The organism is Bacteriovorax sp. BAL6_X (assembly GCF_000443995.1).
Lineage (GTDB): Bacteria > Bdellovibrionota > Bacteriovoracia > Bacteriovoracales > Bacteriovoracaceae > Halobacteriovorax_A.
The window spans coordinates 689,742-715,044 of record NZ_AUMC01000003.1; the positions used below are offsets into that span (position 1 = coordinate 689,742).

Sequence of the window (25,303 nt, forward strand, 5' to 3'; positions counted from 1 at the left end):
CCTTTCGGGTTTATGCGTCATTACGTATCAGTAAATAATAGTACAATATTGTTAAGAAATATTTAAGGAAAAACAATGTCATTAGCAATGCTCTATAAAGAAAGAAAGTTCTGGCCTCTATTTTGGACGATGTTCCTGGGTGCCGCAAACGATAACGTATTTAAAAATGCTTTAATTATCTTAATTACATATAAGAATGTTTCATTATTTGGACTTGGTGCAGAGTCACTAGTTGCCTTTGCAGGCGGTGCGTTTATTCTGCCGTATGTTTTATTCTCTGCAACATCTGGTCAGATATCAGACCACTATGACAAAGCGCAGGTAATTAAGGTTACTAAATATACAGAACTTGCTTTCATGATTATTGGTGCAATTGGGCTTCTGCTAGAAAATTACGGCGTCTTAATGTTGACATTATTTCTCATGGGTGGACAGTCCTCATTCTTTTCTCCAGTAAAATTCTCCTCTCTTAGAACAATTTTAAAAGATGAGGAGCTAACGACGGGAACAGCGCTTATTGGTGGGGGAACTTTCGTTGCTATTCTTATCGGAACAATTATTGGTGGGCTTGCGGCTTCTGCGCCTGATGCAACCGGTACCGCGGCTTTTGCTATCTTGGCCTTTTCTGTCCTAGGTATTATCTCAGCGCGTTTTCAAAATAAGATTAATGATATCAATGAAGATGTAAAAATAGATTACACTTTTGTAAAGCCGACTTTTAAACTTCTTAGAGACTCTTTAAGAGAGAGAAACTCGTTTCGTGCCATGATGGGAGTTTCTTGGTTTTGGTTCTTAGGATCATTTGTTCTTTCAGTTATGCCCGCTATTATAAAAAATGTTTTCTACGGTAGTGAAATGGTAACTAATATTTTTATGGCAACATTTACGGTAGGAATGGGATTAGGTTCTTGGATTTGCTCAAAACTATCGGGGAAGAGAATTGAAGTGGGGATGGTTCCTGTTGCAGCAGTCGGGATGTCTCTTGCTGTTTTTGACCTCTATTATATTTCGACTCAATGGCCGATGTCTGTTACAGGGGCACTAATGCCGCCTGGAGAGTTTTTTGCGCAACCACTTGCTCTAAGGGCCATTATTGATCTACTTTTAATTACTATTTTTGGCGGTAACTTCTATATTTCGCAATTAACTTTTATGCAGCATAGTGCTCCTTTAGAGAAGCTTGCTCGTACAATAGCGGCCAATAATATTTGGAATGCTATTTTTATGGTTGTTGCGGCCGTATCAATTATTATCCTAAACAAGATGGGCTCAAGTGCCCTTGATAACCTCCTTATCCTTGGGGGCTTGAATTTAATTTATGCCGGGATCAGCTACTACTTCTTTCATGAGGAAATGTGGCGTTTTGTTGTACAGCTTTTAACAACTTTTCTCTACGACATTCAGATAGAAGGTGAGGATAATATCCCTAAAGAGGGCAGACTTGTAATTGCTGCAAATCATACATCTTTTGTTGACTGGGGTGTGGTAATGAGTCTTTCTCCAAGACCTATTCGTTGGGTAATAGACCATCGCTATTATAATATTCCGGGGCTTAAGCAATTCTTTATGCAAGGACACCTAATTCCAATTGCAACGAGAAGAGAAGATCCTAGGGTACTTGATGAAGCGTATACAAAGCTAAATATGACTCTAAATGAAGAGCGTTGTGTAGGCTTCTTTCCAGAAGGGTGGATCACTCGTGATGGTGAGCCAAGAAGATATCAGCCTGGGATTAAGAAGGTCGTTGAGCAAACAAACGCACAGGTTGTACCAATTATTATTAAAGGCCTTTGGGGAAGCTTTTATTCATTTTCAGGAAAAGGCGTTTTTAAAGGAATTCGTTGGAATTTTTTAAAACGTAGAAAAATAAAAGTAGTTATACTGCCATCAATTCCACCAGAGAGATTTTGTTATAAAGACTTGGAAGACAAAATGGTTGTTGAATATAAAAAGCCTCTGTAGAACAGAGGCTTTTTTTTTAAGGTGTCACGATATTAAAGGTACTAGGGAAGGTGTCCAGAGTTTCGTTGAGATTTTCAAATACTTTCTTATCTCCACTGTAGTTAATATTTTTTTCATCAAGTTCAGCAAAGGAAGTCATTCCCATTGCTAGTTTTACAAATTGGCCATGCTTTAATGAAATACTTGCTATATCGTTAGAGGCCAGTTGACGATTTTGCTCTTGAGGTTTTTTCATTGAATAATTAAGAACACTATTTCTTAATGTTAAGTAATACTTTTCATTTCTGTCTGTAATATTTAGTTCAAGTGTTATGTCTGTACTATTGGCCTTTTCTGAATTAACTCTTACAGATAAATAATCTAGTAACAACTCTGTATTCATTTGAGAAAGAATAGCAGGAGATGCTGTTGGTGGTGCAGGCATACCAACACCGTAGCGTAGCTCTTGGGCCCCTTGCACATAGAAGTTTCTCCACGTGGCATTTTCTGCTTGATAGGCCAATTGTTCATATGTGTCCGCGAGTAACTGTTTGGCCTTTACGTTCTTAGGCTGAGCGAAGACAAGTTTATTTAAAACTTCAGCGACAAAGCGATATTCTCCAGCTTTATAGTCTTTAATGGCCATCTCCAATACATCACCAGCTCCACCCATATACGCAATAGTTTTCTTTGCTGACTGGACATCTGGTAGTGGATTAAGATGTGCAGGATTTCCATCGAAGAACCCTAGATACTTATCATAGACCGCTCGCGTGTTATGACTAAGACTTCCGTAGTAACCACGAGAAGAGAAGTTCTTAGCTAGATTCTTATTAAGTTCAATACTATCTGCGAGCTCTGTCCCTGAGAGTCCTTTGTTTAATCGATTTACAGATTGGTCGTGAATGAATTTATAGAGATCTCTTTGGGATACCATATGAGAAACGACTCGATCATTTCCAAAAGTCGGCCAATGGTGTGAGCTAAAGAGAACATCGGCCTTGCTATACTTTTCTAGTGCTCTTTGAATATGTTTAGACCACATGAGACTATCTCTAACTTGGGCACCTCTTAGTGTTTGGATATTATGCATAGTGTGGCCTAAAATCTCTGCACCACAAAGCGCATTATCTCTTGGAAAGTAGGCCATCATCTCTGTGGGGGCTTCTGCTCCTGGAGTAAACATAAAGTCAATATTGACACCATCTACTCTTAGCCTTCTATCCTTATCAATCGTAATTGTGGGCCTTGCAATAGCATATTCACCACTAGGGGTATAGCTTCCTAGTCCCGTTCCAACTGAGCCATTAGGGCCAAAGTCTAGTGTTCGCGCATACATGTATTCAGCACGACGGCTCATCGCTGTGCCGGCTATAACATTCTCACTTACTGATTCATAGACAAAGTCTTTTGGTGCAATAATTTGAATTTTACCGCTTTCTAGCTCTTGCTTACTTGCCATTCCATAGACACCGCCAAAGTGATCAATATGTGAGTGGGTAAAAATAATTGCAGTAACTGGAAGATTTTCAACATTCTTTCTCACAAGTTCCAATGCTGTTTTGGCAGTTTCTGTTGTCATAAGTGGATCAATAATAATCCATCCCTTCTTTCCTCGAATAAAAGAAACGTTAGCAAGATCAATTCCCCTTACTTGGTAGATATGATCTGAGACGCGAAAAAGTCCATTAATCGCTGTTAATTGAGATTGACGCCAAAGACTAGGATTGACTGTTTCGGGTGGCTTCCCTTGGGTGAGAGAAGGGTATTTAGTTGGATCAAAAATCTCCTTCATTCCATCTTTAGATTTGATAGGCCCTTCAAGTTTTGCGATGAAACCTTTTTGAGAGTCTTTAAAATCTTGATCATCGTCAAAGTTTAACTCTTGAGTAATTTCTTTATGAACATCAAGAGTGTAGCGAGAAGCAGGCTTTGAGTTATTTGAAAAAGTGTACCTTGAAGCACGAGTACAACTTAGTAATGAACTAAGAGTTAAAATAGGGACAATGAGATAGAATACCTTCTTGGAATAAAACACGATTCCTCCTTATTATTTATTATATTTTCTTAAGGGGGATATCGGCTTAAGGTTAGTTATTGTGGGCCTAAAAAAAGTTATAAAAAAGGCCTCATTTCTGAGGCCTTCGTTAAATTAGAATTGATTGATCATTGCTTGTGCATCAAAGCCAAATTTCTTATAGAGCTCAAGTGCAGTGTATGAAGACTGACCGAAGTGGCCATCATTTCCAAGAGACTTCATTTCAAACTCAAGTCCTTCTTGCTTTAGAGCGTGACATAATATCGCACCAGCACCAGCTGTTAATTGGTGATCTTCAACAGTTACAATTTTATTACCATTCTTTGTTAGTTGATCTTTAAATGTTTCAACATCAATCTTGTTAATGAATGGATTATTGATAACAGTAATATTCTTACCTTTTGATTCAAGTTCTGTCGCGGCCTTAAGTGCCTGTTGAACAAGTGGCCCGTGAGTTACAATAATCCCATCTGTCCCTTGTCTTAGTACTTGTGCTTTTGCCCAGTTGTAGCTTCCACCTTCTATATATGATACTGGGTGCTTTTCACGGCCAAAGAAGAATACAGTTGTCTCTGGTGTTTCACCTTTGTTAATAGCTTCTTCGTATCTCTTAATCGCTTGATACATTAGACTTTCAGCTTCTTCTTTTGTTGAAAGGGCGATTACTGTTGTATTTGGAATACCTGCGACTGCTGAGAAATAAGTTGTTGCTTGGTGAGAAGCACCATCAGCAGCATCTTGAAAGCCTGTATGCGAGAATAAACAAATCACTGCACCTTGTGAAAGTTGAGACATAATTAAAGGAAGATTCCCTTTTGTGACACCAAATTGTGCAAATGTATCGACAACTGGAATGAAGCCTTGTTTTGCCATTCCTACCGCAGTCGAAACCATATTAGATTCTGCAATACCAATGTCAACATAGTGACCTGGAAATTCTTTATGGAACCCCGCAACTCCTGTAGAGCCAGCAAGGTCAGACGTTACAGAAAATACTGGAAGCCCTTCCTTTGTCGCTTTAATCATTGCATTGGCAAGACCTGGTTGAACCTTATCTGAAGGTACAGAACTCTTTGGGCCTTCTTTAGGTGCCGGTTTTGAAGCTAGGATTTCATTTGCCCAATTTGTAAATTCTTCTGGACAAGATTCACCGCTATAAATTTCTTCAAGGAAAGAGACAAGTTTGTCGTCATATGCCCCAAGTGGATAGCCGTGCCCACCAGATTTAGCTTCTTCAGTTGCTTTTACTCCATATCCTTTGACTGTCTTGATAACAAGAGCAACAGGCTTGAGTTCATTAGATTTTGCTTTTGCAATATTTTCTTCGATTGCTTGATAAACTCTTTCTAGATCGTGTCCTTCTTCTACTCTTACAACGTCCCACCCCATTTCTCTTAGGGCCAAAAAGCTTCCTTTCATATCAAAGCTATCTTCAGTAATACGTCCACCAAGTTTAGTATTATTATCACTGATGATCATAACAAATGGATTCATCTTTCCTTTCTGTGCAAGACCAGGAATTGCGGCCATGGCCTCACGTGCTTCACCTTCCATACAGCCGCCATCTGAGATTGTACAAATTGTTACACGATCGTTTCCAATCGCTCTATCCGCAAGAGCAAGACCTTGAGCTTGAGGAAGCCCTGAACCAAGTGGCCCGTTAGAAATGAAAACACCTTCTGGATTTAAGTGAGCCTCACCGTGACCAGTAAGTTTAGAAGTTATTGAACGAAAACCTCTTAGGCTTTCAAATGTAAGGCCATCAAAACCTAGGTTTGCACGAAGAGCGTAGATCCCGTTTTCAGCGTGGCCAGCATCGTTTACAAAATTAAATTTCTCAAACCAATTTGGTCCTTGTGAGAACATAATTGAGTGTAAGGCACTCATCATCTCAGCGAAAGCCGCAGGGCCTCCCCAGTGGCAAGCAGCTCCACCAATTACAGCGTGTTGATTCATTAGGGCAACAAGAGCTCTCGTGGCCTTTGGGTCAGCAAGAGTGATTTCTTCTCCAGCTAAATTATGAATTTTGGTTGCGAAAATTGGGGCCGTTGTCGGTGCCGATGCAAGATGATTTTTTACTTTTAATGGGCTGATTGTTGCAGTCATTAACTTCTCCGAATTCTTTGATTTTCAATAACTTATAAAAGGTATCACGAGGGAATTTTTTCTGGCCAGAGAATATTTACTGACCAAATAGTTTGGCAGTTTGGCCAGAATCTGTAAAACGTAAATATCTGAAAATACAGTAGCTATAAATTTATTAAGTTTTATTTTAGAATGACGATAAAATCTATAGAAACTATTGTTAAAGACAATTTATCTATCTGAAATAATAAGGGGTTGTAGTAATGTGTGATGCATGTTCAGCTGCAGGGCGTAACTGGTCATTGGCCAACGGACCTCGCAGAAGCAAGATGATTAAAGCTAGGTTGTACTCAAGCTTTAATGGAAGAGAAGTTAAAATTAAGCTTTGCTATCTATGTTCTATTAAATTATTTATGGGAGGAGAAGACCTCTTCTTAAAAGATAATCCCTCCTTGAATTATGAATTGACTACTCAGCATGCTGGAAGTGAGTTCGATTTTTAAGCAATATTAATTGACCCATGATTTTCACAATAGATACAATACCACCTTAAGCAAGGTGGTTTTTTTATGCAAAATTTTTCGCAATTTCGTTCCTCATTTGTGGACGATGAATTTCTTTACGGTGAAAACTCAATAGAAGTTTTAAATAAATACGATCAAAGTATTTTAAACGAAGTGGATCTCTTAGCTTCTTACCAGTATGAAAAAGTTATGCAGTCGTCACTTAATGCATTTGAGGAGTTTCAAGATTTTGATAGCGCACAAAGAAGTAAGTTACTTTTTAAACTTGCTGACTTCTTAGAGGAAGAGGCTTCATTCTTTTCTCATTTAATATGCTTAGAAGCAGGAAAACCAATTAGCTATGCGAAGGGTGAGATTAGACGTTGTGTGGAAACTATTAGACTTGCTGCGGAGAAGGCCCGTCATCACAGTAGCGAAACTCCTGATCTCTCTTATGGAGCAGGATCAGATAAGATGGCCATGGTTCGACACGAACCAGAAGGGATCATTTTTGGTATCTCACCATTTAACTTTCCACTCAATCTAGCTCTTCATAAGATTGCACCAGCTCTTGCTGTTGGTTGTAGTATTATCGTTAAGCCTTCACCGCAAACTCCAATTACTTTACTGGCCTTTGCTAAATTACTTTCACGTGTTGGATTTCCAAAGGGTGTTGTAAATATTGTGATCTGTGAAGACGAACTTGCACAAAGATTCTTAGAAGATGACAGAATTAATGTCTTCTCGTTTACGGGAAGTGCTAAAGTTGGTTGGGCCCTTAAGGCCTTAAGTGGAAAGAAGAAGTGTCTTTTAGAGCTTGGTGGAAACGCCGCCGTTATTGTTAATGACGTTGAGGATATGGAGGCCGTTACGTCACAGATTATTACCGGCTCATTTCTATACTCAGGACAAATTTGTATTTCAACCCAGAGAGTTTTTATCTCCAGTGAGATCTTTGAGGAGTTTGTAGAACAATTTCTTGAGCAAGTGGAGACTATTGGCTCAGGTGACCCTAGAGATGAGAGTGTTATCAATGGGCCTGTGATTAACGAGGCGTCTCTTGAGAGAATTCATCAGTGGGTGCAAGAGGCCATCTCAAATGGGGCCGAGTTACTATGTGGCGGCCATATTATTGATGAAGATCATCATATCTATGCGCCAACAGTCCTAACGAATACAGACTTGGATATGAAGGTGGTTTCAGAGGAAATCTTTGGCCCTGTTGTAATTCTAGAACCTTATGACTCATTCTCGGAGGCCATTGAGCTTGTAAATGATTCAAAATATGGACTCCAAGCTGGTGTTTTTACGAACAGCTTAGTAAATATGAAGGAAGCTAGCCGAAGAATTGATGTTGGAGGAATTATCTTCAATAACGTCCCTGGATTTCGCATGGATGCTATGCCTTATGGAGGGATTAAAGATTCTGGACTTGGCCGTGAGGGGATCGCGTATGCGATGGAAGATTATACTCGTAAGAAGCTAATCTTATTTTAAATTTTAGAGGGAGAGAGGATGAAATCACTACTTTTACTGCTAATTAGTTTACAGGCTTTTTCATACGCACCTAATTGGGGCCGTGATGCTAAAATTGAAAAGGGTGAGAATCGCGAAAACCTCTACCAACTCTCTCAAGAAGAATATGAACAAGTCACCCAAGATGGGCTTAAACATGCTCTCGTTTGGCCAGTAAGTGTTACGGGACTTCTAATTCCATATGAAGCTTTTAATAATTTCTTTGAACTTCGTGATGAAAAATTTGTTAATTTTGTTTTAACAACTCTTGGTGAAAAGAAATTTGGCGTTAATAGTGTTGAATCTTTTTATCAGTGGCTTGGACTTAACCCTTATAATGACGAAGATGCGAACGGGATTTATCGTATCCCTTATCCTGATGGTTATAAGCCAGACTACTATATGGGTGCTAGTATTGTTGATACGAAGTGGGGGAAAGGACTTACTTTTAGTTGTGCTACTTGCCACTCTGCAAGCCTCTTTGGAACATCTGTTATGGGGCTTACAAATAAAACAGTTAAGGCAAATGAGCTCTTTGTAAAAGCTAAGAAGCTACTACCATTTATTCCAACTAAGACCTTCCAAAAAGTTACGAATGCTACTGATGATGAAGTAGCAATGCTTAAGAGAACAAAGAAGAATATTCATTCTGTTGGAGCGGCATCTCCAATGGTTCTAGGACTTGATACTTCTCTTCCTCAAGTAGCTCTTTCTCTTGCACACAGAAAGCAAGATGCGTATGCATCAAAGTCGAAATTAAATGAAGTCTTTCCAAGGTTTAATCCGCTTAAGTCAACAGTTGCTGACTCTAAGCCTATGCCTTGGTGGACGCTGAAATATAAAACTCGTTGGTTATCTGATGGATCAATTGTTGAAGGAAACCCAATCTTTACAAATTTTCTTTGGAATGAACTTGGGCGTGGTACTGATTTATATGAGCTAGAAAAATGGTTACAAGATAATCCTGAAATTATTAAGGAATTAACTGCTGCAGCATTCTCAACAAAAGCGCCTCGCATTGATGACTTCTTTGATGTTTCAAGGATTGATATTGATGCTGCAAAAAGAGGTCAAAAGCATTTTGAAAACCGTTGTCAAAAATGTCACGGAGAATATCAAAAGAATTGGGATCTTCCATTCTCTGGGCTGATGTCTAAGAGTGAGCAGATTAAAACAAGAAAGCTCATATATCACGAAAAGACTCCTGTTAAGGATGTTGGAACTGATCCACTTCGCTACCAAGGAACGGCCTACTTTGCTGATGCTTTAAATGAACTTGCGATATCTAAGTGGATGAAGACAGTAGTTGAGCCACAAAAGGGTTACGTACCACCTCCATTAAATGGAATTTGGGCGCGTTGGCCATATATGCACAATAACTCTATTCCAAACCTTTGTGAGCTTATGACTCCGCCATCAAAACGAGTGAAGGAATTCTACCAGATTCCGGCAGTTGATCCTATGCTAGACTTCGATTTTGATTGTAATGGTTTTCCTGTTGGGATGGATATACCTGAAGAGAGACGAATTAGAGAAGCATATTACAATACAAAGTTACCTGGACTTTCAAATTCGGGTCACTATAATCGAATCTTTACGGATAAAGAGGGGAACGAACTACTTAGTGAAGAGGACAAATCAGATCTTCGTATGTTCTTAAGAACATTATAATGGCATTCTATCTCGATACATATATTGCCCATCGTGGTTTGCACGACGACAAAAAACCTGAAAATACAATGGCCGCTTTCAAGGCGGCCATTAAATATAATTACGCTATTGAATTAGACGTCCACTTATCAAGTGATGGCCATGTGGTGGTCTTTCATGATGAAACTCTTGAGCGTCTAACTGGTAGCAACGGAAAGGTCTCTCAGTACACGCTTGATAGCCTAAAGCAACTCTATATCAAAGAAACAAAAGAGAAGATTCCAACGCTTAAGGAAGTTTTGGAGTTAGTAAACGGGCAAGTTCCACTTATTATTGAACTTAAGGTTTTTGAGCATACAGGAGAGCTTGAGTCAGAAGTGATGAAGGTCCTTCAAGGATATGAAGGGGATTATACAATTCAATCCTTTAATCCATTTACCTTAAAGTGGTTTCGCAAGCACTATCCGGCCGTGATCTTAGGCCTTCTTGTCACAAGAGACTTTAGTGACACGACTCTAAACCCTCTCAAGCAGAAGCTCTTAGAAAATATGACTTTCATTCCTGTTATCAGGCCTGACTATATTGGCCTTGATATCGACACATACTCAAAGGTACAGCTTAGTATCATCAAACATTTTACTTTTAATAAAATTGTCTTTTGGACAGTAAGAACTAAAGAACAAATGAGGACAGCTAAGCGTTTAGGTGCTAATATAATATTTGAAAATATTAAACCTTGAGTTAATTTATGAAAAAAATCGTAATTGCAATAATCATACTTGCCATCGCAGCCGGTGGTGCCTACTTCTTTAATTCTCAACAATCAAATTTAAAAACAGCTAAAGACAATGAGGCCAAGGATATTATGACCTCTAAAATTCAAGTTGTTGAATTTGAGGATATGCCAGCTAAGAAGATTACTGCTGGCAATGATGATAGTGCTGAGGCCGTTGAAGCTAATGATGATGGGACAAAGTTAGAGCTGGACGTCGTTGACGATGAGGATCTTGAGAGAAGGCTAGAGGCCAAAGAGGAAGAGTTTGATCGTCTTGAAGAAGAATGGCTGAAAAATGTAAAAGAGCTCTTCATTTCTGAACTTGGCCTTACTGAGAGAGAATATAAAGACTATTTGAATATGAGAGAAGGTCTCTTTAACGATAAGGTATCGGCGTTTGAAGAAATGCATGAACAGTTAGAAGAGAAGTACGGTGAAAACTACACTTACAATCCGACTGAAGAAGAGATGGCCTTTGATCGCGAAATTCAAAAGAAATATGATGACCTTCTGTTAGAAAAAGTCGGAAAGGATGCCTTTATAAAATATCTTGAATTAAGAGATCGCACTAATGAGAGAATCTTAGAGTCAACAAAGGCAAATGATGCTGCGATGCTAATGGAGTTCTAGGAGTTTAGATGGAAAAGTGGATTATTAAAGAGAGAAAGAATGTCTATCGTGGCAATATCTTTTTATATGAAACCATTATTGCAACTCATCCAACAAAGCCAATTGGCGCAGGCCCTTATGATATTATCCGTCTTGCCGACTGGGTAAATATTGTCGCCATTACCGAAGATGATAAAGTCGTTCTTGTTAAGCAGTACCGCTTTGGTAAGGATGTTATCACAATAGAGACTCCGGCCGGAGCTGTTGAGCGCGGTGAAGATCCACTTGCTGCTGCAAAGAGAGAGCTGGAGGAAGAGACTGGCTATATCAGTGATGAGTGGGAGAGTCTTGGTCCGGTAAGTGTTAACCCTGCTTTCTTGAGCAACACTGCTCACTTCTACCTTGCTAAAAATTGTCGTCCTGATGGAAAACAAAATTTTGATGAAGACGAGGATATCGAATTAGAATTTGTTCCTGTCGCTGAACTCAAAGAGAAGCTAAAGGAAGTCGATCACTCTTTATCTGAGCTTTGTCTAAGTCGATATCTCCTTCAGTCTTGAGTTAGTTACGCTTATTCTTACTATACTTCTTTGGCCTTGCCTGTCTTGATTGACCTTGCAGTTCAAACCAATCACTTTCATCAATTTCATGATAATAATCGGCTTCTTCCACAAGAAGGCTAGAAGTCGTTTCTGGGATCGAGGCGATTTCAACACGAACACCTTCTGATCTTAAGTGGCGAACAAGCTCGATATAGTCAGAGTCTCCTGAAAGGATGATAATTGTATCAACTTTTGAGGCCAGCTGTGTCGCTTTAATAGTCAGAGGGATATCAGCACTCTTGTGGCAAGGGATAACCGAACCGTAGTAGTGATTATGTAATCGCTCAGTAAGTTTAGAAGAGATATTCTTACCCTCTCTAAAATAGATCAGGCGGTTCAGACCGCGATTATCTAGGAGTTTTGGGATGAGCGTATCAAAATTAACCATCGTATTTGAGTTATTTGTTACGCTGTGAATACTTCTTTCGATATTGTTGCCATCGATTAGGATGGCAACAGTTTGATTAATGAAAATTTCCATAAAATGCTTCACTTCCGTTTGATTGAACGTAGTCAGCGTGACATTGCTTAATTTGCGCTTCGATCATTTCAATACTTAGTCCCTTGAAAATCTCGTTTAGCTCATCTTCATCAACATCAGATCTACCGAGTGCACAAGCTGCCAATTCTTCCTTAAACATAATTGAAGGATCCTCTGGCTTTCGCTTGTCTACTAAGAATCTTAGTAGCTCACTGATATCAAGACGCTTGGCCTCAAAATCATTAAAGTATTTCTTAAACCACACATGAGTCCAGGCGATATTAATCGCACCCGGGTCTTTGTGGTACTTTAATAGGTAGAAGAATGCTGTACGTCCAAAGGTCTTTAATTTACCTTTTAGTTTAGCAATACTAATGATTGCGTTTTTATATGCATTCTTGTAACCGCGATCTAGTTCACCACGGTCCAATTTATTATCTGCGTTTCTATCAAAACGAATATAAGTCGATTCGATATTTAACATTGCTCCAAGTACAAGTGTGAAGTCTTTCTTTCTCCACCAAATTTTATCAACGTCTTCAACACTTCTTGAGAAGATCTCAACACCTTTGATAAACTCAACAACGTGTTCTCTGCTATTGTTGTTTACGTATTCTTTAAGACGAGGGAAGTACTTAGAAAGGTTTAGCTCTCTCTCTCCAAATAACTTATCAAAGAATTTTGTACGAATACACTTTGAGTCCATCACTGAGAAGCCTGCTTCATCAATTCTAGTATCACATTCTTTTTCTTCGTATAGATTCTCTTCGATCAGAGTTGTAATCTTTGCTGCTGTAAAGATCAGTTCAATGAACTCACTCACTTCATCAAGGTTGATGAAAAGGTCACCACCAGAAGTTGCCTGGAAGAGATCTGATAGAAGAAGAATATTCTCACCAAAAGTCTTAAAATCTTCTGTCCACAGTCCCATCTCTTCAAGAGCGGCCTTTAGTCCAACTAGGGCATTGTTAAGTTGGTTATCAGATAGGCCCTTCGATAGTCTTGGAGGAGTTGTGTCGCCTTCTGTCTTGTAGCCCTCAAGCACATGCGGAAGCACATTTCTAAAGAGCATGATTGAGTTGAATCCTGTTTTGTTTCTAACGATATCTGCTTGATAAGTTGGGAAGCCATCTTTATTTCTAAAGTAGCGGTAGTCGCGCGCAACTTTCGTAAACTCTTCAATTAGAACGACATATGATCTCTTCGTTATTAGCTTATACTCTGGAACTTCTTTTTCCGTTGGGTACTCTCGACGATCAATATATAACGGCTTAGGGGTATTCATTCTTTTGTTAAAGAATTGGAAAGTCGAATCTGAGAATAGAAGTGTTTCAAATGCGCTATCTGCAATATCAAGAATGCGATTAACAGCATCACTTGTAATCATAAGGTCAAAATTTTCACTTCCCGGAGGATCGATTTCTGTACAAATCCACTTAGAACTACCTTGCTTATCTGCATCGTAAGCAGGGTTTGGCTTACATGGAATTGGATACATAAGCTCCGAGCGTGGGATTGGATCAAAAATACGCTGAGTAAAGTCAATTAGTGTGCGCTTAAAGTTTGAAAGCTTTAGTAGCTCACTTTCATCTTTAGGAGTATCTGACTTGCGATTAATTTCTTTAATTAGCTCATCACCAAATGAAAGAATCTCTTTTGCTGTAAAGTAATTCTTCTTTTCAGTTATAGGGTGGAAGATTGAGCGAGTCTTACGTAGAAGCTCAAGAACCTTCGCCGTATTCTGTACTGACTGAGTCTCATCTGAGAAGTCTGTGAAGAATGCATCATAAAGAACTTCTGCAAGAGTTTGTGACTTTTCAGTTAGGTGATAAAGATCATCACGATTTAAAATAAGGTTATTGCCACCAAGAACTAGGCCTTTAAGGGCCATGGCCTCTGAGTAAAGCTTCCAGTTAAATGGTTCCTTAAACATTCCACCTGACTCTTTAAGGCGAGCGATTAGTGATTTAATAAGTCCATCTTGATTAATAAAGTCCTTATCAAGAAGGTAATTTGCTAATTCAGTTTTAATTGAAAGGAATTGGTTTACATATTCCTTACGCGAGATAACTTTTCTGGCCGTTTTTGAACCGTCATCTTTAAAAAGCTTAACATTCTCAATATGCATATCAAGGAATGCTAGGTAGCGATAAACAATAGCAACTACATTTACTGTCGATTTAAATTGTTTAAATGAAAGATAATCAACTTCTGGCGGAAGTCTTAAAATATTATCTTTATAATTAAGAACAAGGTTCTTAATAGCGATCCCTTTATCAAGATCTTCAGGCTTATTAAAGAATTGTTCAATCAGCTTATTAATATCTGTAATTGTAATAACTTGATCATTTTCAAGCTCATTTAGAATAAGGTCTTGAACAGATCTAACCTGAGCTAGGAAGAAGTTATTCTTCTCTAGTGGAGTCTTTTCTAGGTATTCCTTAGCTAGATATTTCAGGTCAAAGAATAGGGCCGCAAGAGGATCTGTCTTTGATAGAAGCGTCATAAGCTCCGGGAAAAGAAGTGTTTCGCGGCTACCACCTGTTGTAACAACTTTGAGTGCCATAAATGACTTAACAACGTCTTCGATAAGATCAATATCATAAAGCTTGATTGTGTCATTAGCGAATTTAAGAACATTCATTTCGTGATTACGAGGAATCGAGATATCCTCGTCTAAAAGCTTCTTTGCATTCTCACTTAGGCGTCCAACTTCTGCACGGAATTGCTTCTTAATTTCAATTTTACTATTAAAATCCTTGTCTTCGATCTCCTTAACAAGATCATTTAAGATGTTTACTGATTCAAAAGATCTTAGTGCAACGTTAACGACACCAAGTGATAGCTCAACATCAGCATAAGAGAAGACTTCTGGATTTCCACGAATTAGGTCTCTTTTTGCATAACGAATAAGTGACTTAAGTTTAACGTTAGTATCTTTATTAGTACCAAGAATTGTCGAAATAAAGTCATCATCTTCGTTAAAGAATTCATCAATGATATTGTTGATATCGGCAATCGTAATAATATTTTCTTCTTTCTGGTGCTCGTAAACAAAGAGCTTCAGCTCTTCAAGATTATTTGCAAGCTTGTTAAAGTATTCAGAACCATCTTCAAAGTATTCCTTCTTAAGGAAGAAGATATCAATTGTGTTTTGTAAGAAAACTGGGAAGAAAGTGAATAGCTGGGCAAACTCATCAGAGTCAACGTAGATACGTGAACCACCAAGAAATAGCTTCTTAGCAAATAGTAGTGAGTTTAGAAGTTCCTTACCAAGTTTGAAGTCTTTAAGGTCTCTCGTAATATCGAGAATTAGACTTTGAATATCAATGGCCTGTGCAGGGCCAGGAATTTGTTGAAGGATTTCATTTAGGTTTGCAGAAAAAGCATCGGCCTGTGCTCTAAGGATCGCCGAAGTCTTATAATAATCTTCTTTTGATTTTACATCTTGTAGCTCTTTTACTGTGGCTACAATCTTAACTGCTGAGCGGTTAAATTCTTTTAGGATTTGAAAGAATGAATCAATCTTTGTTCGAGACATTTGTCCCGGGATATCTCTTTGTAGAAGAGTGTTCAGTTTGAAAAGAAGGTCTAAGCCTTCAATAATATCGTCAGCAGAACCAGCTGGATTATTCATATATTTACGAGCAAATTTCACGATATCTTCACGGAAGAAGAAACGATTATCTCTGGACTCAACATATTTGAATTTATTCAGAGTATCTTGGACGCAATTAAGATCTTTTTCGATATTAATTTCGAATAGCTTTTTGATACGATCCGTGTCAATTTTGCAACTAGCTGAAATTCCGTCATACTCAGCGATATCTGCACCCTCGACAGGGTCATCATTGATGAAACCACAAGACGAAACTAGTAGCGCTACCAGAAGGTAGGCAATGAAATCTCGTAATTTCAGTAACTTAGTGTGTTTGGTCATAATTCCCTCACCCAAATTCTAGAAAATTTCTAGTTAAATGAAAAGGAATAACCGAATATTTTGAAATGTTTTTACAGACTGCGTTAAAAGTGTACACAATTCCTAACGGTATACTGTCAAAAGTGTTAACACCTAAGGTAATAGCTACCAAATCCGAGTTAAAAGCTTCTATTTACGAATCTTTTCTGATTTAATTAACTTTAATGAATAAATTCATCAAAAAAGTTACATTATTATGCGTGTCGTTATCTGGCCTTGCTGTCTACGCACAGCTTGATGGAAGCGTATCTTATGAGAAATTCCAGCGATTAAATGATCCAGCTAAGAAGTCAGAGTATGATGACTGGGCCCAGATTGAAGGAAGTTACGAGACAAGAGCATGGAATGGAAAAGTCTACGGTGAATTTGCAGCAAGGGCCTATGTGACAAAAGAGCCTGCCTTTAATTTCTCTATGCCGGAAGCCTATATCGAGTTCAAAGATGAGGACAATCGTATCTCACTTGGGCGACAGCTTCTAAAGTGGAATGAGAATGAGGATTACTGGCTACTTAGTACCCTAAACCCTAATCAAGGTTTCTACTTACTTTCTGAAAAGAAGGAAGGTGTAGTAGGTATTCAATACGACCGCAAATTTAATAAGAATCTAAATTTCTCAGTATTTTTCTCATACTTCTTTGTGCCAGGGATGAATCCAGGACTAGAGATTGAAAGTGGGAATGTATCGAGTAAGAGTGAGTGGGTAAGACTTCCTCCAAAGTACACGGTACTTGAAGGTAATGTTCTTCCTCTTTATTACACTATTGATATGCCTAATATCTATAATGACGTTGTAAAGAATAAGTCACTTGGATTTAGACTTTCTGGAACTAATGAAGAGAAGAGTTCTGAAATTTCGGCCTTCTTTATCTATAAGCCGCAAAATAGTCTGCAGATGAATGCTGATGCTCGTTTTGATCAAGATCGCGATGTCATTGCCGTTGATGCTTCACCAGTTGTTAACCACCATCTTTATTATGGGATTCAATACAAGCAACAATTAGGTGACGTGCAAATGGTTGCTGGTGTTGATATGAGTGACCCGACAGCTACTTTTGGAAATGACTTTAAGGTTGTAGATTTTAGTCGAGAAGAAAATAAGAAATTTGAATCAGAATATTTCAATATCGAGCCTAACTACGAAAAAGAGAGTTACGCTTCTATCTCATTTAACGTCAATCAAGGTTACTATATGTTTTCTTTAAACTATATCAACCTGCTTACTAATAATGAACGTGGATCAGATGATTTCTTCTCTGATACGGCGAAGTGGAGTAATGCTCTTGGTATGCGTGGCCGTTATTACTTTAATGACTTCATCAATGTGATGGGAGATTTAAAATATGACTTTGATCGCGATGATATTATCTTAAAAGCTGAAGCGACTTATGCTTTCTGGCGTGGTGCTGCTAGTTTAAATTTAGGTGCCGAGCTGATTAAGTCGCCAAATAAGAATTCTTATTGGTCAGCTTATCGAGCTAACGACACCATTTATTCTTCACTTAAATTTGCTTTCTAGTTTAGACTGCTCCTGTCTGAACATTCCAAAGAGCTTTATATAATCCTTCTTGAGCGATGAGTTCTTCATGAGTTCCACGTTGCTCAATTTTTCCTTCATTTAATACGCAGATTTGATCTGCATGAATAATTGTCGAAAGCCTGTGGGCCACCATGACTGTTGTGCGCCCTTTTGTGATTGTCTTAAGAGAGCGCTGAATGGCCGCTTCTGTTTCATTATCGATGGCACTTGTGGCCTCGTCGAAAATGAAAAGCTTCGGATCTTTTAAAATGGCACGAGCAATGGCAATACGCTGCCTTTGGCCTCCTGAAAGTTTTTGTCCTCGCTCACCAACAATTGTCTGGTAACCATTTGGTAGAAGCTCTATAAAATCGTGGGCCTCAGCAAGCTTTGCCGCTCTCATAGCATCAACTTCAGATGCACCTTGTGAGCCATAGATGATATTTTCTAATACGCTTCCGTGAAAGAGATATGTTTCTTGCGAGACAAATCCAATATGTGAGCGAAGAGAGTTCTGCTTTAGATCGCGAATATTGTGGCCATCAAAGTTTACGGCCCCTGTTTGAGGATCATAGAAGCGTTGGAGAAGCTTTAACATTGTGGACTTTCCTGAACCTGTAGGACCTACAAGGGCAATGGTTTGGCCTTCATCAATTTTTAGATTGATATCTTTCAGACCTGTATTATCTTCTTCGTCGTATTTAAAGTTAATGCCACTAAACTCAACAGCGCCTTTAAATTCTTGAAGCTCCTTACCACCATCAGTTACTTTAACTTCTGTTTCAATTAACTCCATCACTCGAGATGTTGAGGCCATTGATCTTTGGTAAAGATCAAAAGTTTCACCAAGTCTTGTTAGTGGCCAAAGAAGTCTTTGAACTAAGAAGATTAGAACAGAGTAAGAACCTACTTCTAACTTTCCATCAAGAACGTCGATACCACCAATGATGAGAGTAAAGAGGAATCCACATAGAACGGCCATTCTAATGATTGGGCTAAAAGAAGAAGAGACGCGAATGGCATCTTTATTGGCCTTAGCATATTGATTAGACTGCTTCTCTAGGCGATCGTACTCAAACTTTTGAGCAACGTAGGACTTAATCGTCATCATCCCTGCAATATTATTCACAAGCATGCTAGCAAGTAATCCAGCTTCGCTTCTAACATTTTGATAACGAGGTTGTACTTTCTTTTGAAAGTAGAAACTTCCCCAAAGAATAAATGGCACTGGTGTCAGTGAGAGCAGGGCAATTTGAGGCGAAAGGTAAAAGAAGATTCCACCGATTGAAACAACAGTTGTTAGCGTTTGAATAATATCATTGGCGCCAACATCTAAAAAGCGTTCGAGTTGGTTGATATCATCATTAAGAATTGTCGCTAAATTCCCAGAGTTATTATCTTGGTAGAAAGAAATATGTAGGTTTTGAAGATGGTCGTAGGCTTCCATTCGAAGATCATGTTGTACTTCTTGGGCCAACCCACGCCACCATAATTTAAGAAGGTATTCAAAGAGGGACTCAAGGGCCCAGATCACAAATGTGAGAAAACCTAGGATATAGATTTGCTCGACCTTATCACTTACTCCCATGCCAGCAAGAAATGAGTCTTCTTGTTTGACGACAGTGTCAACGGCAAGACCAATTAACAGGGGAGGAGCAATGTCGAATACTTTATTTAAGATTGAAAAGAACGAGGCCGTATAGATTTGGCCGCGTTTATTTTTGAAATGATTAATTAATTTATGTAATGGGGATTGAGTTTCCATTTAAACCTCGTGAGCGTGAACTTTGTAGTGGGAGCATTATGGCCTAAATTTCTTAATTTGAAAAAGTTCCTCAGGTGTACTCAAATTATATTGAATCGAAGTGCTTGTTGAGTACACCTGAGGGGAATCGAAGTCACCCTGTAATTAGATGACTAAACTGCTGGCAAATTCAAAATTACCCTTCAGTTCCTTGTCACTAGTTGCTGAAGCGTCCCTTGCTTCAACACTCGCGCTGGCCTGTTCTTGTAGGGCCGCTTCCGCGAAGTAGTTATCAATCGTTTGCTCGTAATCTTTAAGCAGTACTTCTTTAAGCTCTTCTTTCGATACTTTTAAAACACTACAAACAGTATTCAGTGAACGTAGTGGAACAGAGCATAGTCCGCGTTCAATATTACTTATAAATTGTCCGTTCTTATAACCTAGGCGGTACGACAATCCTTGTTGTGACACCTTAGGTGATAAAGAACGTCTTTTGACTTTTATTAATTCAGCGATGTTCTCAAACACTCTTCTTTCTTTCATCCATAACCTCCAGTTTTATTATTTACCAACTATTGTTATTGGTACAACATGATGATAATATGTTTAGGCAATATTATTTACTTACAAATACGTAAGGTTTACTATGTCAATAAAATTAAAAGCTTACACGTCTAATCATAAGAAAATCTTTAGGGAGTCGGAAATAGAGGCCCTCTATGGTGCCAAGTTTGAGTACTTAGACGAACTTCCATTTGAACTTCCTCCGGGCGAAATACTCATTTTAGATTTAGATGAGATCACTGATGAGTTCATTGAAAAGGTCCAGTATACAAGGGTTAAATTCGTGACGCTGGTTAGTACACTTAAGCAAAATAACCTTAATCGCCTCCTGCCAATTGGCGGTCATCTATTTGCAGTGAAGGGGATTCCGTTTGAAGACTTCATGGAGATTCTCACAAGTCGTATTCACCAAATGGAAATGTTCAAGATGCTCCACCTCGTTAGTCATACCGATACTGAATTATTTCGTTTTATCTTAAGGGCCGGAAACGGTCAGAAGTCAAAATTAAGTGAACTTATTTTTGGCTCCACAAGTGAGAGTACAATGGATGTTAACTTAAGCCGCTTAAGAAAGAAGTTACGCGATCCTGAAATTGGAGATGATTTCTTTCGTATTATCACAAAGAGTGGAAGACTCTATATTGTGAGTCGTTTAACGAATTACGAAATTCCAAAACATTTATTAGAAAAAAAATAAGATCTCATTGAAGTGCTTTCAAGTAAAATTACTTGGAGGTAGAGATGAAAATTTTGGCCTACACCACAGATAAGAGAAAGCTCTTTTATGCAGATGCTATTGAAGAGGCATTCGGTCTTCCTATTGAGTATCTCGATGAAATACCTTCTCAAACTGGAGTAGGTGAACTTCTTATTGTTGAACTTGATACCATTCCTGATGAATTAATCGAAGAAGTAAAATACACCACTCTTAAGTATGTCTATGTTGTCGATGACTTCACCCAAAGAAACCTAAATCGCTTCTTACCACTTGGTGGAAATCTTTGTGTCTTAAAGAGCATGGGAGTGGACGATTTTATCGAGGCCCTCTTTGGCCGTTTTCACTTGATGGAAATTTATAAACTCTTTCACATCATTAGTCGTACCGATATGGAACTCTTTCGCCTCATCAATCGCGCGGGTAATGGAGAAAAGGGAAAGCTCTCTGATATTCTCTTTGGTTCAACGAGTGAGAATACAATGGATGTAGGCCTTAGTCGTCTTAGAAAAAAACTTCGCGATCCGGAAATGGGAAATGACTTCTTTCGTATCATTACAAAGAAGGGCAGACTCTATTTGGTCAATCAAATTAACCACTATAAAATTGATAATTATCTCTTAGTTGAATAATTCTACTTCTGACACTTCGGACAGTAGTAGGTCCCTCTTTGAGCAAGTGTAATCTTCTTCACTTCACTCTTCTTACAGAGCTGACAAGTTTTCTGATAAAAGACCACTAGATTTTTAACGCCTTCACCTTTTTCACCAAAGGCATCTTGATAGCCCCCTGAAAAAGTCGTTCCACCAGTTGCGATAGAATCATCGAGAACAATTCTTATGGCCATGAAAACTTTTTCTAACTCAAGCTTTGTGAGTGTTTTCATTCGACGAGTTGGGCGAACTCCTGCGTGAGCACAAATCTCACTTGCCATATAATTACCAACACCCGAAAAAAAGTTCTGCTCCAAAAGAAATGGTTTTAAAACCTTATTAGGCCTTTCTTTTTTAAGCATCAAAAGATACTCAAGTGTGAACTCAGCCTTAGAAACATCAGGGCCTAGACGTGTTAACCAAGTCGCTTCATTAGGTGGAGAGTAGAGATGAAAAACACCAAAGCGTCTCGGGTCAATATAGCCCAAGTGCAGCGGGCCTTTGGCATTTGTACCAATGAGTTTTATATGAGTATGCTTTTCTGTAATTTCTTCAGTTGCAATTCGCCACGATCCCGACATTCCTAAACCTGAAATTGCACGCCACTCATTGCCGTGTGTATCGGTGAAAAAGAAGCGCAGAACTTTTCCTTGTCGCTCGACTCTTTGGAGAGTCATGCCTCGCGGATTGAAGTCCTTGTCTTTCACAATTGAGTCACTCACATCTGAGTAGACGACGTCTTGGATCTCCATTGGGAGAACGTTGGATAATTGTGATTTGATGGTCTCGACCTCCGGGAGCTCGGGCACTTGCTTTATAACCTCATGTTTTAATTAGATTTTACTCAGTGAGTTAGTTTAAGTAATCAGTGGTAATCAGTCAATTACCAACTGATTACCTTGATTAACTCTAAAGCTACTTAGTGGAATAACATTGTGATAATGATTTTGAATAGGTAAAGCTTCGTCTTTATACCCAAGTTCAATCATTTTCTTCTTAATCTCTTCAGTAACTTTTAAAGAAACTTCTTTATTGAGCTCCTCGTCAAGCTTTGAGTAGTGGTCTGCTAACTTAAAGTCCTTATGGCCAGTCATTGCTATAACCGCATCAAGTCCACCACCAATTTTACGAGCTAGTTTTGCCATTCCATGTCTCAATATATGAGTACCTGAGTGTGGAATACCTGCTCGTCTTTGAGCTTGGCGGTAGTTCTTCTGAATAGTGCCGTAATTTAGAGGCTTACCGTTAACATGAAAAACAAAGTTACTTCCTTCAAACCTATCTTCTTGTCTCCTTAAAAGTATAGCCTTTAAAATTGGTGTTAAATAGAAAGGTCGTGGTTCTTTGTTTTTAGGAGAATCGTTCAAAGATACAAAAGTTTTAGAGGAGTTATCCCAGTAACATGTCTCCATAATTGTTGCTTTGTTCCTTGAAAAATCAACTCTATGCCACTGAAGTCCTGCAATTTCACCAATCCTACTTGCTGTAAGATATTGAAACATAGCTAAATCTCTGTATAGAGGATTAAGATGTTCAAAGAATCTAAGACATTCTTCTACTGAAATATTCATATCCCTAACAGGCTTCGGTCTAATAATACCTAGCTTCTTATGTTCGGTTCTTACAGGATTAATTAAGAACTTTGCTTCTTGTTCATACAGCTCATGTTTCTGATACCAGTTGAAAATTGTGGTGAACAAGTTAAGCTCATTATCAAGATTACACCTTTTTGCTTTTCCACGAGAACTTCCTTCATAAAAGTCACTTTTGAAATACTCAACGTTTTCTTCAACCCAAGACCTTACTTTACTTCTCGTAATGAGGTTCATAGGTAGATGTTCAAGAGTTTTCAAAAGTTGATAGCGTCTTAACCAAATTGTCTTCGTACTTTTGGCGAGTGTTGGAAAGTGATGTTTCTGCATCGAGTCCCAGACTTCCTTAAGGGATGCATATTGCCTTTCTTGACTTTGGTCTTCGTCAACCCCATTAAAAGTAATTAGCCAGTTCTTAGCTTGTCTGAGACTTTCAAACGTTCTCCTCGTAGTCTTATTGCGTATCGTTTTAGTCGCTTGGTAGTTTCCTGTGTTTTTGTGCTTACATATCCCTCTACAGCTTGGTACAGGGATATACATGTTTTCACGCTTTTGTTGTTTTTTACTCATTCTTAATCTCCTTCTTCAATCCAATTAAGGATTTTTTCTGGGTCAAAGAATAATCTGCCACAACGCTTCATATAGGGAATAAAATTCCCTCGCTTACTTCTCGTCTTACGCTTCCTTTCAATGGAAATACGGTTTTGAATAGTTTTGGCCGACAATCCAGTGAATAAGGAAACATCTTTTAATTCCCATATCTTCTTTTTAAAGAGCTTTTCATGCAAATCATAATCAACGTTATTAAGTTTGTCCTCCAAATCAATTCTTTGATTCATTATTATCTCCTTTTTTTGTGCGAGTACTCTTTCTTTGCTTTCTATCTTTAATTTCCTTATCAATGGCATCTTTTTGATGCTTAAGGTAACTCACTGAGCTAAATACTGAGTAAGTACAATATTCTTCATAAAAACTTTCAATAAATTCACCATAAAAATTCTTTGATAATGGAATGCCTCTTGTTGCTTCTAGTGCATGTTTAAATGCATTGTGGTCAATGTCTTTTTCACCGTAAGCTTGTAGAGCAATAGCTCCGTGGAACTCTCTTGAGTTAATCATTTCTGTCCTCCGTAATTAAAATTGCGTGTGATTAATGCTGAATATTTTGGATTTAGCTCAAAGGTAGAACGAACCCCTCCCTTTGTTAAAATCCCTTTGTTAACGAGATTTAAAACATTTCTGTAACCTCGCTCTTTTGACTTTATAGTTATGGAGCCTGCATTTGAGGTAAGCTTTTGAATAAGCTTTTTAAAGTGTTTTCCACCGTGAGGAATAAAATCCTCGATGCACTCTTCATAAGTTAGACTTTCTTGATTTAAAGACCTATTTACAAGAATCCTTCTAAGTACTCGCTCTGTCTTTAGTCGAAGTTGTTCAAGAACATATCCAAGGCCTTCGTTCTTGTATTGTTTATTTTTGTGATATGAAAAATGTCTGTCAGAATAGACTATCTCGACTTTGATTAGGTCTTCAGTTTTTCGATAAACCTTAATATATGAGCCAATGTAATCCTTTGTATTAAAATGGTAGATAATTGGGCCTACGATATTACCTCTTGAATCCTTTTCAGACCTTGGTACACCAAACTCATCCCTTATCTTCTTTTCAAATATATTTAAGTCTTGGCTAGGTGAGTGAGTCTTAACCATTGTATAGAGTTCAAGATGAGAGAATTTTACATTAAAGTTAATACGAACATCGCTATGCTTTAAGATATGGTAGTAAATTTTTCCAAAAATCGAGCGTACATAGCTTTCAAATCCAACTAAGTGATTTTGAATATAGTCCCAATGACACTTACCATTTGTATAATTAATTTCATCTTCAAAAATATTATCATTCCCGTCGATAGATGTTTTTGATAGTGTTTCCTTCATCAATCTTTGAGATATAAGTTTAGTAAGGTTTCCAATTTTATGAAGAACACCAAAAGAGTATTGTTCAAAAACCTGCATAACGATAACACAGATAGAGTTATCGTCCCTTTTACGAAGTCTTCTAACGACATCTATATTCTGCTTAGATAAGTATCTAATTACTCTTCTACGCTTATAAATTCCATTGCTGAAAGTAGAACCTGTCGCTGAGCCTTTTGCATGATACTTATCAGCATTAGTGTAGCTAATGGATTCGAGCATCTTTCTATTTGGATTACTCCATTCTTTGAGTGTCCATGGCCCATTTTCCTTCTCTTCATCAATAATTAGATTGGTGTTTGTTTTGACGAGTTTTTCTGCTCTCTTAGATATACTTAAAGCTTGAGTTTCTCTTCTCACTTAT

Annotated in this window: 21 protein-coding genes; 10 read left to right on the forward strand and 11 right to left on the reverse strand. The window is 38.3% G+C overall.

The window, feature by feature from the left end; translation table 11 throughout:
• Nucleotides 1-75 precede the first annotated feature (75 nt).
• The gene (locus M902_RS03445) at nucleotides 76-1,962 is read left to right on the forward strand and encodes an MFS transporter (protein ID WP_021266040.1); all 1,887 of its coding nucleotides are present in this window, start codon (nucleotides 76-78) and stop codon (nucleotides 1,960-1,962) included.
• A 16-nt stretch (nucleotides 1,963-1,978) separates the two neighbouring features.
• On the opposite strand, the gene M902_RS03450 is transcribed toward M902_RS03445, so the two are convergent.
• Nucleotides 1,979-3,979, reverse strand: coding sequence for an alkyl/aryl-sulfatase (locus M902_RS03450; protein ID WP_021266352.1), 2,001 nt, complete (start codon nucleotides 3,977-3,979; stop codon nucleotides 1,979-1,981).
• A 114-nt stretch (nucleotides 3,980-4,093) separates the two neighbouring features.
• Complete coding sequence (locus tag M902_RS03455) at nucleotides 4,094-6,085, reverse strand: transketolase C-terminal domain-containing protein (protein ID WP_021266278.1); 1,992 nt, start codon at nucleotides 6,083-6,085, stop codon at nucleotides 4,094-4,096.
• 242 nt (nucleotides 6,086-6,327) lie between these two features.
• Between M902_RS03455 and M902_RS03460 the strand changes: the two genes are divergently transcribed.
• The 6 genes from M902_RS03460 (at nucleotide 6,328) to M902_RS03485 (ending at nucleotide 11,676) form a co-directional block, all read left to right on the forward strand.
• Nucleotides 6,328-6,567, forward strand: a complete 240-nt coding sequence (locus M902_RS03460) for a hypothetical protein (protein ID WP_021266157.1) — start codon at nucleotides 6,328-6,330, stop codon at nucleotides 6,565-6,567.
• A 66-nt stretch (nucleotides 6,568-6,633) separates the two neighbouring features.
• Nucleotides 6,634-8,064: an aldehyde dehydrogenase family protein gene (locus M902_RS03465; protein ID WP_021266397.1), complete on the forward strand. Its 1,431-nt coding sequence runs from the start codon at nucleotides 6,634-6,636 to the stop codon at nucleotides 8,062-8,064.
• An 18-nt stretch (nucleotides 8,065-8,082) separates the two neighbouring features.
• On the forward strand, nucleotides 8,083-9,753 hold the full coding sequence (locus tag M902_RS03470; protein WP_021266527.1) for a hypothetical protein: 1,671 nt from the start codon (nucleotides 8,083-8,085) through the stop codon (nucleotides 9,751-9,753).
• Entirely contained in the window at nucleotides 9,753-10,472 is a 720-nt protein-coding gene (locus M902_RS03475) for a glycerophosphodiester phosphodiesterase family protein (RefSeq protein WP_021266356.1), read from the forward strand. Before M902_RS03470 ends, M902_RS03475 begins: the two co-directional genes overlap by 1 nt.
• A gap of 8 nt (nucleotides 10,473-10,480) precedes the next feature.
• Nucleotides 10,481-11,137, forward strand: a complete 657-nt coding sequence (locus M902_RS03480) for a hypothetical protein (protein WP_021265918.1) — start codon at nucleotides 10,481-10,483, stop codon at nucleotides 11,135-11,137.
• A gap of 8 nt (nucleotides 11,138-11,145) precedes the next feature.
• The gene (locus M902_RS03485; protein WP_021266281.1) at nucleotides 11,146-11,676 is read left to right on the forward strand and encodes an NUDIX hydrolase; all 531 of its coding nucleotides are present in this window, start codon (nucleotides 11,146-11,148) and stop codon (nucleotides 11,674-11,676) included.
• A 1-nt stretch (nucleotide 11,677) separates the two neighbouring features.
• Here M902_RS03485 and M902_RS15700 read toward each other — a convergent pair whose 3' ends face one another.
• Together M902_RS15700 and M902_RS03495 are read right to left on the reverse strand one after the other, a co-directional pair.
• A complete protein-coding gene (locus M902_RS15700; protein WP_021265982.1) occupies nucleotides 11,678-12,199 on the reverse strand; it encodes an NYN domain-containing protein in 522 nt (173 codons plus the stop codon).
• Nucleotides 12,183-16,139 carry a hypothetical protein gene (locus M902_RS03495; protein ID WP_021266097.1) on the reverse strand — a complete coding sequence of 1,319 codons (3,957 nt, stop codon included), beginning with the start codon at nucleotides 16,137-16,139 and terminating at the stop codon, nucleotides 12,183-12,185. Before M902_RS03495 ends, M902_RS15700 begins: the two co-directional genes overlap by 17 nt.
• A gap of 203 nt (nucleotides 16,140-16,342) precedes the next feature.
• On the opposite strand from M902_RS03495, the gene M902_RS03500 reads away from it, so the two are divergent.
• Nucleotides 16,343-17,695 (forward strand): hypothetical protein, encoded by a 1,353-nt coding sequence (locus tag M902_RS03500; protein WP_156979702.1) that lies wholly within the window; start codon nucleotides 16,343-16,345, stop codon nucleotides 17,693-17,695.
• A 1-nt stretch (nucleotide 17,696) separates the two neighbouring features.
• Here the strand turns inward: M902_RS03500 and M902_RS03505 are convergent, their stop codons facing one another.
• Both M902_RS03505 and M902_RS03510 read right to left on the reverse strand, forming a co-directional pair.
• On the reverse strand, nucleotides 17,697-19,460 hold the full coding sequence (locus tag M902_RS03505) for an ABC transporter ATP-binding protein (RefSeq protein WP_021266462.1): 1,764 nt from the start codon (nucleotides 19,458-19,460) through the stop codon (nucleotides 17,697-17,699).
• A 144-nt stretch (nucleotides 19,461-19,604) separates the two neighbouring features.
• Nucleotides 19,605-19,982, reverse strand: a complete 378-nt coding sequence (locus M902_RS03510; protein ID WP_021265940.1) for a hypothetical protein — start codon at nucleotides 19,980-19,982, stop codon at nucleotides 19,605-19,607.
• A gap of 103 nt (nucleotides 19,983-20,085) precedes the next feature.
• Here M902_RS03510 and M902_RS03515 point away from each other — a divergent pair, with 103 nt between their 5' ends.
• Together M902_RS03515 and M902_RS03520 are read left to right on the forward strand one after the other, a co-directional pair.
• Nucleotides 20,086-20,700 carry a winged helix-turn-helix domain-containing protein gene (locus tag M902_RS03515; RefSeq protein WP_021266238.1) on the forward strand — a complete coding sequence of 205 codons (615 nt, stop codon included), beginning with the start codon at nucleotides 20,086-20,088 and terminating at the stop codon, nucleotides 20,698-20,700.
• 44 nt (nucleotides 20,701-20,744) lie between these two features.
• On the forward strand, nucleotides 20,745-21,350 hold the full coding sequence (locus M902_RS03520; RefSeq protein WP_021266055.1) for a helix-turn-helix domain-containing protein: 606 nt from the start codon (nucleotides 20,745-20,747) through the stop codon (nucleotides 21,348-21,350).
• Between the two features lie 2 nt (nucleotides 21,351-21,352).
• Here M902_RS03520 and M902_RS03525 read toward each other — a convergent pair whose 3' ends face one another.
• From M902_RS03525 to M902_RS03545, 5 genes are all read right to left on the reverse strand, one after another.
• Nucleotides 21,353-22,180 (reverse strand): Fpg/Nei family DNA glycosylase, encoded by an 828-nt coding sequence (locus M902_RS03525; protein ID WP_021265924.1) that lies wholly within the window; start codon nucleotides 22,178-22,180, stop codon nucleotides 21,353-21,355.
• Between the two features lie 66 nt (nucleotides 22,181-22,246).
• The gene (gene xerC / locus M902_RS03530; RefSeq protein ID WP_021265894.1) at nucleotides 22,247-23,533 is read right to left on the reverse strand and encodes a tyrosine recombinase XerC; all 1,287 of its coding nucleotides are present in this window, start codon (nucleotides 23,531-23,533) and stop codon (nucleotides 22,247-22,249) included.
• A gap of 2 nt (nucleotides 23,534-23,535) precedes the next feature.
• Nucleotides 23,536-23,802: a hypothetical protein gene (locus M902_RS03535; RefSeq protein ID WP_021265801.1), complete on the reverse strand. Its 267-nt coding sequence runs from the start codon at nucleotides 23,800-23,802 to the stop codon at nucleotides 23,536-23,538.
• Nucleotides 23,786-24,082 carry a hypothetical protein gene (locus M902_RS03540; RefSeq protein WP_021266521.1) on the reverse strand — a complete coding sequence of 99 codons (297 nt, stop codon included), beginning with the start codon at nucleotides 24,080-24,082 and terminating at the stop codon, nucleotides 23,786-23,788. The genes M902_RS03535 and M902_RS03540 overlap by 17 nt, the downstream gene beginning before the upstream one ends.
• Nucleotides 24,079-25,299, reverse strand: a complete 1,221-nt coding sequence (locus M902_RS03545; protein ID WP_021266220.1) for a hypothetical protein — start codon at nucleotides 25,297-25,299, stop codon at nucleotides 24,079-24,081. The genes M902_RS03540 and M902_RS03545 overlap by 4 nt, the downstream gene beginning before the upstream one ends.
• Between the last annotated feature and the right edge of the window lie 4 nt (nucleotides 25,300-25,303).

Excerpts from the sequence above, each read along its gene's own strand:
- M902_RS03445 (WP_021266040.1), top strand. The coding sequence starts at position 76 with ATGTCATTAGCAATGCTCTATAAAGAAAGAAAGTTCTGGCCTCTATTT.
- M902_RS03455 (WP_021266278.1), bottom strand. The coding sequence starts at position 6,085 with ATGACTGCAACAATCAGCCCATTAAAAGTAAAAAATCATCTTGCATCG.
- M902_RS03460 (WP_021266157.1), top strand. The coding sequence starts at position 6,328 with ATGTGTGATGCATGTTCAGCTGCAGGGCGTAACTGGTCATTGGCCAAC.
- M902_RS03465 (WP_021266397.1), top strand. The coding sequence starts at position 6,634 with ATGCAAAATTTTTCGCAATTTCGTTCCTCATTTGTGGACGATGAATTT.
- M902_RS03470 (WP_021266527.1), top strand. The coding sequence starts at position 8,083 with ATGAAATCACTACTTTTACTGCTAATTAGTTTACAGGCTTTTTCATAC.
- M902_RS03475 (WP_021266356.1), top strand. The coding sequence starts at position 9,753 with ATGGCATTCTATCTCGATACATATATTGCCCATCGTGGTTTGCACGAC.
- M902_RS03480 (WP_021265918.1), top strand. The coding sequence starts at position 10,481 with ATGAAAAAAATCGTAATTGCAATAATCATACTTGCCATCGCAGCCGGT.
- M902_RS03485 (WP_021266281.1), top strand. The coding sequence starts at position 11,146 with ATGGAAAAGTGGATTATTAAAGAGAGAAAGAATGTCTATCGTGGCAAT.
- M902_RS15700 (WP_021265982.1), bottom strand. The coding sequence starts at position 12,199 with ATGGAAATTTTCATTAATCAAACTGTTGCCATCCTAATCGATGGCAAC.
- M902_RS03495 (WP_021266097.1), bottom strand. The coding sequence starts at position 16,139 with ATGACCAAACACACTAAGTTACTGAAATTACGAGATTTCATTGCCTAC.
- M902_RS03500 (WP_156979702.1), top strand. The coding sequence starts at position 16,343 with ATGAATAAATTCATCAAAAAAGTTACATTATTATGCGTGTCGTTATCT.
- M902_RS03505 (WP_021266462.1), bottom strand. The coding sequence starts at position 19,460 with ATGGAAACTCAATCCCCATTACATAAATTAATTAATCATTTCAAAAAT.
- M902_RS03510 (WP_021265940.1), bottom strand. The coding sequence starts at position 19,982 with ATGAAAGAAAGAAGAGTGTTTGAGAACATCGCTGAATTAATAAAAGTC.
- M902_RS03515 (WP_021266238.1), top strand. The coding sequence starts at position 20,086 with ATGTCAATAAAATTAAAAGCTTACACGTCTAATCATAAGAAAATCTTT.
- M902_RS03520 (WP_021266055.1), top strand. The coding sequence starts at position 20,745 with ATGAAAATTTTGGCCTACACCACAGATAAGAGAAAGCTCTTTTATGCA.
- xerC (WP_021265894.1), bottom strand. The coding sequence starts at position 23,533 with ATGAGTAAAAAACAACAAAAGCGTGAAAACATGTATATCCCTGTACCA.
- M902_RS03535 (WP_021265801.1), bottom strand. The coding sequence starts at position 23,802 with ATGAATCAAAGAATTGATTTGGAGGACAAACTTAATAACGTTGATTAT.
- M902_RS03540 (WP_021266521.1), bottom strand. The coding sequence starts at position 24,082 with ATGATTAACTCAAGAGAGTTCCACGGAGCTATTGCTCTACAAGCTTAC.